We start from the raw sequence: 10,515 nt of genomic DNA, 5'->3' as shown, positions 1-10,515 counted from the left end.
CCCGCCAGCTCGGCGAGCACGTCGAGCACTGGCTGGACGTCGAGGGGAGCTGGCCGACGCCCTGGCGGAACGCGCTGGGGCTGAGCGACACCGCCGTGCTGGTCACCCCCGAGCAGCTGCAGCAGATGCAGCAGGAGATCGGCGACGTGCTGGCCCGCTACCGCCACCGGGGCGACGGCGACCCGCGGGCGCGCACGGTGGCGGCCTACACGGTCTACTTCCCGCGCGACCTCGAGCCGGTGCCCGACGAGACGGAGCCCGGGTGAGGCCGGCACCGCTCGGCCCGGCGGCGGCCCGCCGGGTGTTCCTGCTGCTCACCTGGACCCGCTGGTTCCCGGTCGGGCTGGTCGTGGGCACGATCACCCTGCTGCCGCTGGAGCGCGGGCTGGACGTCACCGAGACGCTGACCGCGGCGGCGCTCACCGGGTGGGTGGTCTTCGCCCTGGAGCTGCCCACCAGCGGGTTCGCCGACGCCTTCGGCCGCCGCCCGGTCTACGTCGCGGCGGCGGTGGTCAACGTGGTCGCGGCCGTCGTCTACCTCCTCGCCCACTCGTTCTGGACGTTCGCGCTCGCCGCCGCGCTCACCGGGCTCTTCCGCGCCCTGGACTCCGGCCCCCTCGAGGCCTGGTTCGTCGACACGGTGCACGCCAGCCGTCCCGGGGCCGACGTGGACCAGGCGCTGTCGGCGCAGGCCACGGTGCTGGGAGCGGGGATCGCCGGTGGCGCCCTGCTCTCCGGCGGGCTGGTGTGGTGGCACCCCTTCGCCGGGCGGTCGGCGCTGGACCTGCCGGTGGCCGTCTTCGTGGCCCTCAACGTGGTGCACCTGGGCGCCACCGTCCTGCTGCTGCGCGAGCCGCCGTCACGGCTGGGGCCCTCGGCGGCACGACGGGCGGCCGGGTCGGTGCGCCAGGCCCCCGGGGTGGTCCGCGACGGGCTGGGGCTGCTGCGGGTCAACCCGGTGCTGCGCGGGCTGGTGCTCGTCGAGGTGTTCTGGGCGCTGGCGATGGTGGTCTTCGAGTCCTTCCAGCCGATCCGGCTGGCCGAGCTGCTCGGCGACGAGGAGCGTGCGGCCGCGCTGATGGGACCGGTCGCCTCCGTCGGCTGGGCCGTCTTCGCCCTCGGCGCGGCGCTGGGCGGGCTGACCAGCAGGCGGCTGGGTCCGGCGCGCGCCGCGGGGCTGGCCCGGGTCGCCAACGGGCTCGGGGCGGTGGTGATGGGGCTGGTCGCCGGCCCGGTGGCCCTGGTGGCGGCCTACCTGGTCACCTACGGCCTGCACGGCAGCGGCGGCCCGGTCCACAACGCGCTGCTGCACCGCGAGGCCGGGCCGGGCAACCGCAGCACCGTGCTGTCGATGAACTCCATGACGATGTTCGCCGCCTACAGCCTGGCGGCGCCGCTGCTCGGCCTGCTGGCCGGGCGGACGTCCACCCAGACCGCGATGGTGGTCGCCGGCGTGCTCAGCGTGCTGGGCGCCGTCTGCTACCTGCCGGCACGGCGCCGCGAGCGGGTGCCCGCGGCGCCTCCGGCACCCTCCTCGGCTCAGGCGGGCTGAGCCCGCAGCAGCGCCGCCGGCTTCACCGACCGGCGCCGGATCACCGCCAGCACGCTCCCGCAGACGGCCACCAGCAGCCAGGCGACCACCGCGAACAGCAGGTCGCCCAGCCCGGTGCCGCCGGTGAGCAGCGCCCGCACCGCGTCCAGGGCCGGGGTCAGCGGCAGGAAGGGCCGGACCGCGTCGAACAGGGCCGGCACCGCGGAGATGATCGCCCCGGCGGCGGTCAGCACCACCGCGGTGACCGAGACGATGCGCCCGACGCCGCCGAACCACGCCGCGAGCGCGTGGTTGATGCCCACGAAGGCGTAGCCGATCAGCAGCAGCAGCCCCAGCAGCTGCACCACCCGGAGCGCGGACAGGTCGAGCACCACCTGGCCCACCACGGTCAGCGCCACCGCCTGCACGGTCGCCACCGCCGCGCCGGGCAGCATCGCCGCCAGCGCCAGCTGCCACGACGGCCGCGAGGACATCCAGGTGCCGGCCGACACCGGCTGCACCACCAGGAAGGTGGCCAGCGCGCCCAGCCAGAGGGCGATCACCATCAGCAGGCTCGTCGAGCCAGCCTCGGGCAGCAGGTCGGCGGCGCCGTCGGCCGTCACCGGCTCCGCCACCACCGTGGACAGGTTCTCCCGGTCCTGGGCGTCGTAGGTCGGGACCTTGGTGGCCCCCTCGGCCAGCCCGTCGCCGAGCTGGCGGGTGCCCTCGGCGAGCTGGGCGGCGCCGTCCTCGATGTCGCCGAAGTTGTCGGCCAGCACCCCGACACCCTCGGCGGTCTGCGCGACCCCCTGGGTGTACTGGCTGACCCCGGCGGCGGTCGCGGCGAGCCCGGTGCTGAGCTGGCTCACCCCGGTCGTGTACTGGGTGACGCCGGTGGAGAGCTGGGTGGCGCCGTCGGAGAGCTGGCCGACCCCGCCGGCGAGCTCGTCGACGCCGGTGCTGAGCTGGGTGGCGCCGGTGGCCAGCCCCTCGGCCCCGGTGGTGAGCGCGGCGCCGTTCTCCGACAGCTCCGAGAGCCCGGTGTCGAGCTGGTCCACGCCGTCGAGCAGCTGCTGCACCTGCTCACCCAGGCCGCCCAGGGAGCCGAGCTGGCCGCTCAGCTCGGTGATGCCGGCGGAGAACTGGCGGGCACCCTCGGCCAGGGCGTCGATGCCGTCGCTGAGGGACTGCCCGGTCTCGGGGTCCTCGGTGTTCAGCCCCTGCAGCGCCGCTCCGACGCCGGCCTTGAAGCCTGCACAGGCCTCGGGGGTGTCGACGCCGTCGGGGCAGGGGGTGCCCGGAGCAGCCAGCTGCTCGAGCTGTCCCTGGTACTGCTGCAGCCCGGTGCCGAACCCCTCGACCCCGCTGGCCACCCCCTGGGCGCCCTCGGTGAGCTGGGCCAGCTCCTCCTCGCTGGGCCCGGACAGCTCCACGCCGCCGAGGCCCTGCTGCAGCTGGTCGTTCAGCTCGGAGACGCCGCCGGCCACCTGGTCGACGCCGGCGGTGTACTGCGCGACGCCGTCGGCGTACTCCCCGGCGCCGTCGGCGAGCTGGCTGGCGCCCTGGCTCAGCGTGGGCAGGTTCTGGTCCAGCTGGGACACGCCCTGGGCCAGCTGGGCGGCGCCCGAGCGCAGCGGCGCACCGCCGGCGGCGGCCTGGGTGGCGCCCGCGGAGAGCTCGGTGACGCCGGTGGCCAGCTCGCCGCCGGACCCGCCGAGCGCGTCCAGCCCGGTGGAGAGCCCGTCGAGCCCCTCCCCCACCTCGCCGAGGCCGCCGGAGAGCTCCTCCGCGCCGTCGGCCAGGTCACCGGCGCCGTCGGCGACGGTGCTGAACTGCTCGGCGATGCCGTTGAAGCCGACGTAGATGTTGTCCAGGTAGGTCTCGGTCAGCGTGGTGTTGAGGGTGTCCACGGCCACCTGGCCGATGGTCTGCCCCAGCGCGCCGTCGGCGATGCCGGTGACCTGCGAGGTCTGGATCTCGATGGTCGCCTGCTCGGCCTCCGCCGCGTCACCGGAGTAGGAGGTCGCGGCCCGGGAGAAGTTCTCGGGGATGGTGATCACCGCGGCGTAGCGGCCCGAGGCCAGCCCGTCGGCGGCGTCGTCGGCGTCGGAGAGGTTCCAGGTGAAGTTCTCCTCCTCGGAGTCCACCAGGCCGCCGACGAGCTGGCGACCCAGCGGCACCTGCTGGCCGTCGATCTCGGTGCCCTCGTCGAGGTTGACCACCGCGGCCTGCACCCGGTCGAGCCGCTCGTCGGAGCCCCAGGTGGCCCAGAGGAACCCGGCGGCGACGATCACCGGCACGAGCACGAGGCCGAGCAGGGACCACCAGGTCACCCGGCGGGAGGAGTTGGCGCGCTCGAGGCTGAGCATCAGCGCTGTCCTTTCTGGACGAGGGCTTCGGGGTCGTGGGGTGCGGGGAGCACGTCGGGTTCGGGGCCGGCCGGACCGCCGCCGGGCGCGGGGTCGCGGAGCACCAGCAGCTGGTGCGGGCCGGCGATCAGGTCGGCGACCACCGAGGCGGTGGCCACGCCGAGCACGACGGCCTGGTCGCGGCGCTCCTGGGCGGAGCGGATCAGCCGGTCGAGGGCCTGCCGGGCCTGCGGCGTGGTGAGGGCGTCGGCGCCGTCGACCAGCGCCAGCGGCGGACGCCGCCGGGCCAGCGCCTCGATGCCCCGGCCGGGTGCTGGGTGACCCGGTGCTCGGTAGAACGTGGTGTCGACGTAGCCGGTGCGGCGGCGCAGCGCGGCCGCGCTGCCGGGCACCAGCACCCCGGCCACCCGCGCCCGGCCGGCGTCGGGCGTCATGCGGCCCGACAGGCTGGTCAGCAGGGCGGCACGACCGGACGGCGACCCCTCGACCACCAGGACGTCGCCCGGGTCGAGGTCGAGGTCGACCGGGGCCAGCAGCCCCTCGACGGCCAGGCCCTCGACGTGGGCGGCTCGGCCGGCGCGCGGCCCGGGCCACCCGGCCAGGGCCAGCTCGCGGTGCAGCTGCTCCCCCTCGACGTCCATCGCGGGCAGCCGCTTCTCCAGCCAGGACGGCAGCCACCAGGCCTTCTCGCCCAGCAGCGCCATCACGGCCGGCACCAGCGTCATCCGCACCACGAAGGCGTCGAAGGCGACCCCGACGGCCAGCGCGAAGGCGATCGGCTTGATGGCCCCCTCGCCCTCGGGGACGAAGAAGGCGAAGACCGCGAACATGATGACCGCGGCCGCGGTCACCACCGAGGCGGCACCGCGGAACCCGGTGTGGACGGCTTGGCGGGCCGGCTCGCCGTGCACGTGGTCCTCGCGCATCCGCGAGACCAGGAACACCTCGTAGTCCATGGCCAGGCCGAAGAGGATGCCCATCAGCAGGATGGGCAGGAAGCTGATGATCGGACCGGGACGCTCGAGGTGCACCAGGTCGGCGCCGTGGCCCTGCACGAAGACCAGGGTGGTGAGCCCGAAGGCGACGCCGATGCTGAGCAGGTAGCCCAGGGTGGCCTTGACCGGGACGGCGATGGACCGGAAGACCATCGTGAGCAGCACCAGCGACAGCCCCACCACGAAGACGCCGAAGGGCAGCAGCGCTGCACCGAGCCGGTCGGAGACGTCGATCTGGATGGCGGTGGCGCCGGTGACGGCGGTGCTGACGTCGTACTCGTCCTGCCAGACCGGCGCCATGTCCCGCAGCCGCTGCACGAGGTCGGCGGTGGCCGGGTCGGAGGGCCCGGTGGTGGGGACGATCTGCACGAAACCGGTGTCGGCGTTCTGGTTGGGGGTCGACAGCGGGACGCTGGCCACCCCGGGCAGCTCCTCGATGTCCTCGGCGATGCCCTCCATCACGCCCAGCGGGTCGTCGGAGGCGACGATCTCGGCCGTCACGACCAGCGGGCCGTTGAAGCCGGGACCGAAGTGCTCCTCCTGCAGGTCGTAGGTGACCCGCGCCGGGGTGCCGGCGGGGTTCTCACCGGCGTTCGGCAGGGCCAGGGTGAGGTCGCGGGCGGGGAGCGTCAGCAGCACCGAGCCCACCAGGACCACCACCACCGTCAGCGCGGGCAGCCTGGTGACGACCTTCACCCAGCCGCCGAAGAAGCCGCCGCGGCGGGGGGCGTCGGGGTGGCGCGCCGGCTGACCGGCGGCCATCGCCCTGCGCACCTTCCGCGGCCGCATCCGCTCGCCGGCCATCCCCATCAGCGCAGGCAGGATGGTGAGGGCGACCACCACGGCCACCGCCACCCCGATGGCGGCGAAGACGCCCATCGCGGTCAGGAAGGGGATCCGGGCGATGCCCAGGCCCACCAGGGCGATGATGACGGTCAGCCCGGCGAAGACGACCGCCGAGCCCGCCGTGGCCACCGACCGGGCCGCCGACTCCTCCGGGTCCAGCCCCTCGGCCAGCAGCTCGCGGTGCCGGGACAGGATGAACAGCGCGTAGTCGATGCCGACCGCCAGCCCCAGCATCACCGCCAGCATCGGGGTGGTGGAGCTGATGGTGGCGAAGCCGGTGGCGATGAGCAGGACCGCCATCGAGACCCCGACGCCCAGCAGCGCGGTGAGCAGCGGCATCCCGGCCGCGACCACCGACCCCAGGGTGATGAGCAGCACCACCAGGGCGACGCCGACGCCGATCACCTCGACGATGCTGAAGCCCGGGATGGACTGGTTGAAGATCTCCCCGCCCATGCTGGCCGTCGACCCGGGCAGCGCCGCCTGCAGCTCCGCGGCGGCGGCCACCAGGGCGTCGCGCTGGGCGTCGGTGACCTCCTGCGCCTCGCCGGGGATCCGCACGTTGACGATCGCCGCCCGCTCGTCGTCGCTGATCATCCCCTCGACCAGGTCGTCGTAGGGGCTGCTGACGCTGTCGACGAAGTCGAGCTCTGCCAGCTCGTCCATGCTGTCCTCGACCGCCTCGCGGACGGCCGGGTCGCGCACGTCCTCGCCCTCGGGGGCGACCACGATCATGCTGGCCGAGGTGCCCGAGACCTGCGGGAAGGTGCGCCCCAGCTGGTCGAGGGCCACCTGCGAGGGCGCCCCGGGGATCGAGAACTCGTTGTCGAAGTCGCCACCGGCCAGGCCCGCGGTGCCGCCGAGGACGGCGACCACGAGCAGCCAGATGCCGGCGGTGCGCCAGCGGTGACGGAACGCCGCGCGACCGAGCGCGTACAGGAAGGAGGACATCGGACTCCCGGAGGTTCGGACGTGCGGCCTGACGCCGGAGGCAGCACCCCCGGGGACCGCTGCTCGATACAGCAGCGCATCCGATACAGAACTGTATCCGATAGGGTGAAGGAGCAGATCTTGGAGAGGATGCGGCCATGAGTCTCACCACCACCCGCGCGCCCGGGGCGTCCTCGGCCCGGCGCGAGCGCACCCGTCAGCGACTGATGGAGGCGGCCGTCCGCGTGGTCGCCGAGCGCGGGGTCAACGGGGCCAGCGTGGAGGAGATCTGCGAGCGGGCCGGGTTCACCCGGGGCGCGTTCTACTCCAACTTCTCCTCCAAGGAGGACCTCTGCCTGGCCGTGCTGCGCCAGCGGATCGACCACCACCTGGACCAGGCCACCACCGCCATCGACGCCGCCGACGCCATGGGCCTCGACGTCGAGCAGACCATCGCCCGCGCGGTCGACCTGGTGGTCGACAGCCAGGACGCCGACCCGGCCATGCTGGTCACGGTGCACGAGCTGCGGCTGCACGCCATCCGGACCCCCGAGATGCGTCCCGGTTTCGCCGAGCTGGAGCAGCAGACCAACGCGGTGATCGCCGCGATCGTCAACACCGGCATCGTGCGCCACGGCTGCCGGCTGCTGCTGCCGGCCGAGGAGGTCGGGCGGCTGCTGGGCGCGGTCTTCGAGCACGGGCTGCTGGAGGCCGTGCTGCACGGGGACGAGGACGTCCGGCCGCGGCTCAAGCGCCAGATGACCACCCTGCTCGCGGCCCTGCTGGTGCACCCCGACGCCCGCACGGGGCCGCCGCGCTGACTGCTGCCCGGCCGGGGGCGGCACCGGGCGGGCGTCCCCGGGGCCGGGGACGCCCGCCCGCGGTCCCTCAGGCCGCCACCCTCGCGGCCCGGACCTCCCGGACCCGGCGACGACGCGAGGGGATCCCCAGCGTCGGGTTGACGACCGCCCAGGCCGCGCCGCGGCACACCAGCTCCTTGTAGACGGCGGCCGTGCGGCCACGCAGCGAGAAGCCGAGCGAGCGGTCGTCGGCGGTCACGTACTGCACCAGCCCCTGCTGACGGCCCAGGCTGATGCACTGGTTGACGTAGCGCAGCGGCGCGTGCGGGGGCCTCGCCCCGGTCAGCCGGGCGACGACCGCGCCCGCGGCCTGCCACGCGGTCGGCGTCCCGGAGGCGCAGGACATCCGCAGCGGCTTGCCGGTGCTGCCTCGCGCGTAGGCCGCGTCGCCCACGGCGAACACGTCGGGGTGGGAGACCGAGGCCATCATGTCGTCCACCACGACCTGCCCGCTGGGCGTCGTCTGCAGCGACGTCGCCGCCGCGACGGGGTGCACCGCGAACCCGGCCGTCCACACCGTGGTGTCCGCCGCGACCGAGGAGCCGGTGTCGGTGAGCACCGCACCGGGGCCGACCCGGACCACCCGGGTGTGCTCGTGGACGGTGATGCCGAGGTCGGCGAAGACCCGGCGCAGGTGCGCCTGGGCCTTCGGCGAGGTCCAGTCCCCCAGCGCGCCGGTGGTCACCAGGGCGACGTCCAGGTCCGGGCGCGCCTCGGCGATCTCGGTCGCCGCCTCGATGCCGGTCAGCCCGCCGCCGACGACGGTCACCGTCCGCCCGGCCGACGTCCGGTCCAGCCGCTCCCGCAGCCGCAGCGCTCCGGCCCGGCTGGCGATCTCGTGGGCGTGCTCGGCCGCACCCGGGACGCCGTGGTCGTCCCAGCGGCTGCCGAGTGCGTAGACCAGGGTGTCGTAGGTCAGCTCGCCCCGGCCGTCGGCGAGGGTGACGGTCCTCTCGTCCACGTCGACGGCGTCCACCCGGGCGATGCGCAGCTCGACACCGGTGCCGGCGAAGACCTGCTGCAGCGGGCGGTGCCTGAGCTCCTGACCGGTGGCGAGCTGGTGCATCCTGACCCGCTCGACGAAGTCGGGTTCGGCGTTGACGAGGGTGATCTGGACGTCGTCGCGGTGCAGCTGCCGGGCGAGGCGGCCGGCCGCGGTCGCGCCGGTGTAGCCGGCGCCGAGGACGACGATGTGGTGCTTCATGTCCGGGCTCGTGTCTGTGTGGTTCCGCCCCTTCGACCGGACGGCGCCCGCTTCCCTGACAGGTCCCGGATGTGAATCAGGTCACATCGACCGGCTCACCAGCCCCGCAGCAGCGGCTCGCCGTGGGGGGCCGCCTGCCAGTGCGCCGTGGCCCGCTCGAGCTTGTCCGGGTTGACCGCGCTGCGGACCCCGGCCACCCCGTCGGCGGTGACGTCGAGGACCGCCACGCCGAGGACCCGGCCCTCGACCACCACCACGACCGCGGGCTGGCCGTTGGCCACCGCGGCGTACATGTCGGGACGCCCGCCGAGCATCGCCCTCTTGTGCTCGGCCGGCTTGAACAGACCGCGCAGGAACTTCGCGACCGCCACCGCTCCGGTGACCGCGGCGGCCCGGGCCGCCACCTTGCCCCCGCCGTCGCCGACGGCCACCGCGTCGCCGGTCAGCAGCTCCAGCAGCGGCTCGGTGCGGCCGCTGGTCGCGGCGGCGAGGAACTCCGCCACGATGCGGCGGGCGGCCGCCTCGTCGACCACGGTCCGCGTCCTGCCGTCGGCCAGGTGCTGCTTGGCCCGGTGGAAGTGCTGCTGGCTGGCCGCCTCGGTGATGTCGAGGACCTCGGCGATCTCGCGGTGGGGGTAGTCGAAGGCCGCCCGCAGCACGTAGACGGCCCGCTCCTGGGGCGTCAGCCGCTCCATCAGCGTCAGGACCGCCATGAGCACCGACTCCCGCTGCTCCACGGTCTCAGCCGGGCCCAGCAGCGGGTCGCCGGCGAGCAGCGGCTCGGGCAGCCACTGCCCCACGTAGGTCTCCCGGCGGGCGCGGGCGGAGGTGAGCTGGTTCAGGCAGAGGTTGGTCAGCACCTTGGTGAGCCAGGCCTCCGGCACCTCTATGCCGTCGCGGTCGGCGGCCTGCCAGCGCAGGAACGTCTCCTGCACGACGTCCTCGGCCTCGCCGGCCGAGCCGAGCAGCCGGTAGGCCAGGGCTCCGAGCCGCGGCCGCGCGGCCTCGAACCGGTCGACGTCGCCGACGGTCAGGGACATGGGCCCACGGTAGCCCGCGCCGCGACGGTCGCCGGCGCACGACCAGACGACCCGATCGGGGTCAGGGCACCAGCCCGTCGAGGTAGAACCAGTGCCGGCCCTCGCGGACGAACCGGCTGATCTCGTGCAGCTCGCCCTCGGTGCCGTGCCGGCGCCAGCGGGCGCGGAACTCGACCCGGCCGTCCTCGTCCAGCAGCCCGCCCCGCTCGGTGCCGAGCACCGTCAGCCCGAGCCACTCCACCCCCGGCTCGAGCACCACCTCGGCCGGCCGGGTGCTGGGGTGCCAGCTGGCGCGGAGGTGGTCGCGGTCGTCGAGCACGTGGGCGGTGTAGCGCGAGCGCATCAGCCGCTCCGCGGACGGCGCGGGACGTCCCGCCAGCACCGGTCCGCAGCAGCGCTCGAACGGGCGGCCGCTGCCGCACGGGCAGCTGTCGGATGGGCTCACGTCGGTCTCCTCCGGTCGGGGCGGCAGCCTACGAGCCCGCCCGCCGGCGCGCACGCGGCCGGGGGCACCGGCGCGGTCGCGCGACCACGGGTCCGCGGCGAGGGTCTGTGCAGGCCCGGGACGGTGGGGTAGCGTCGAGCGCACCCGAGCCCCGGCGTCGAGCACGACCCACCCCCCACAGCATCGGAGCCTGCCCCATGACCCCACGCGCACGACGGCTGGTCGCCTGCACCGCGGCCCTCGCCCTGACCGGCACCCTGACCCTCGCGCCCACCGCCCGCGCCGCCGACGGCGG

General features: G+C 74.9%; 8 protein-coding genes. 3 read left to right on the top strand and 5 right to left on the bottom strand.

The window, feature by feature from the left end:
* Both GC722_RS17480 and GC722_RS01245 read left to right on the top strand, forming a co-directional pair.
* On the top strand, positions 1–266 hold a 266-nt coding region (locus tag GC722_RS17480; protein ID WP_197429670.1), incomplete at its 5' end, for a hypothetical protein.
* Positions 263–1,552 (top strand): MFS transporter, encoded by a 1,290-nt coding sequence (locus tag GC722_RS01245; protein WP_197429669.1) that lies wholly within the window; start codon positions 263–265, stop codon positions 1,550–1,552. The genes GC722_RS17480 and GC722_RS01245, both read left to right, overlap by 4 nt.
* Here the strand turns inward: GC722_RS01245 and GC722_RS01240 are convergent.
* Positions 1,540–3,900: a YhgE/Pip domain-containing protein gene (locus tag GC722_RS01240; RefSeq protein WP_156607257.1), complete on the bottom strand. Its 2,361-nt coding sequence runs from the start codon at positions 3,898–3,900 to the stop codon at positions 1,540–1,542. The two genes, GC722_RS01245 and GC722_RS01240, sit on opposite strands and share 13 nt — an antisense overlap.
* Entirely contained in the window at positions 3,900–6,692 is a 2,793-nt protein-coding gene (locus tag GC722_RS01235) for an MMPL family transporter (protein WP_156607255.1), read from the bottom strand. Before GC722_RS01235 ends, GC722_RS01240 begins: the two co-directional genes overlap by 1 nt.
* A 137-nt stretch (positions 6,693–6,829) precedes the next feature.
* On the opposite strand from GC722_RS01235, the gene GC722_RS01230 reads away from it, so the two are divergent.
* Positions 6,830–7,492 carry a TetR/AcrR family transcriptional regulator gene (locus tag GC722_RS01230; protein ID WP_156607252.1) on the top strand — a complete coding sequence of 221 codons (663 nt, stop codon included), beginning with the start codon at positions 6,830–6,832 and terminating at the stop codon, positions 7,490–7,492.
* A gap of 67 nt (positions 7,493–7,559) precedes the next feature.
* Here the strand turns inward: GC722_RS01230 and GC722_RS01225 are convergent, their stop codons facing one another.
* The 3 genes from GC722_RS01225 to GC722_RS17990 all read right to left on the bottom strand — a co-directional run bounded on the left by GC722_RS01225 (position 7,560) and on the right by GC722_RS17990 (position 10,220).
* Positions 7,560–8,735: an NAD(P)/FAD-dependent oxidoreductase gene (locus GC722_RS01225; protein ID WP_156607250.1), complete on the bottom strand. Its 1,176-nt coding sequence runs from the start codon at positions 8,733–8,735 to the stop codon at positions 7,560–7,562.
* 95 nt (positions 8,736–8,830) lie between these two features.
* The gene (gene sigJ, locus GC722_RS01220) at positions 8,831–9,775 is read right to left on the bottom strand and encodes an RNA polymerase sigma factor SigJ (RefSeq protein WP_156607248.1); all 945 of its coding nucleotides are present in this window, start codon (positions 9,773–9,775) and stop codon (positions 8,831–8,833) included.
* 61 nt (positions 9,776–9,836) lie between these two features.
* Positions 9,837–10,220 (bottom strand): YchJ family protein, encoded by a 384-nt coding sequence (locus tag GC722_RS17990; protein WP_331714268.1) that lies wholly within the window; start codon positions 10,218–10,220, stop codon positions 9,837–9,839.
* Positions 10,221–10,515 lie beyond the last annotated feature (295 nt).

Origin of the sequence: Auraticoccus cholistanensis (assembly GCF_009742705.1) — a bacterium.
Taxonomy (GTDB): Bacteria; Actinomycetota; Actinomycetes; order Propionibacteriales; family Propionibacteriaceae; genus Auraticoccus; species Auraticoccus cholistanensis.
This window is presented reverse-complemented; position numbering and strand designations above follow the sequence as displayed.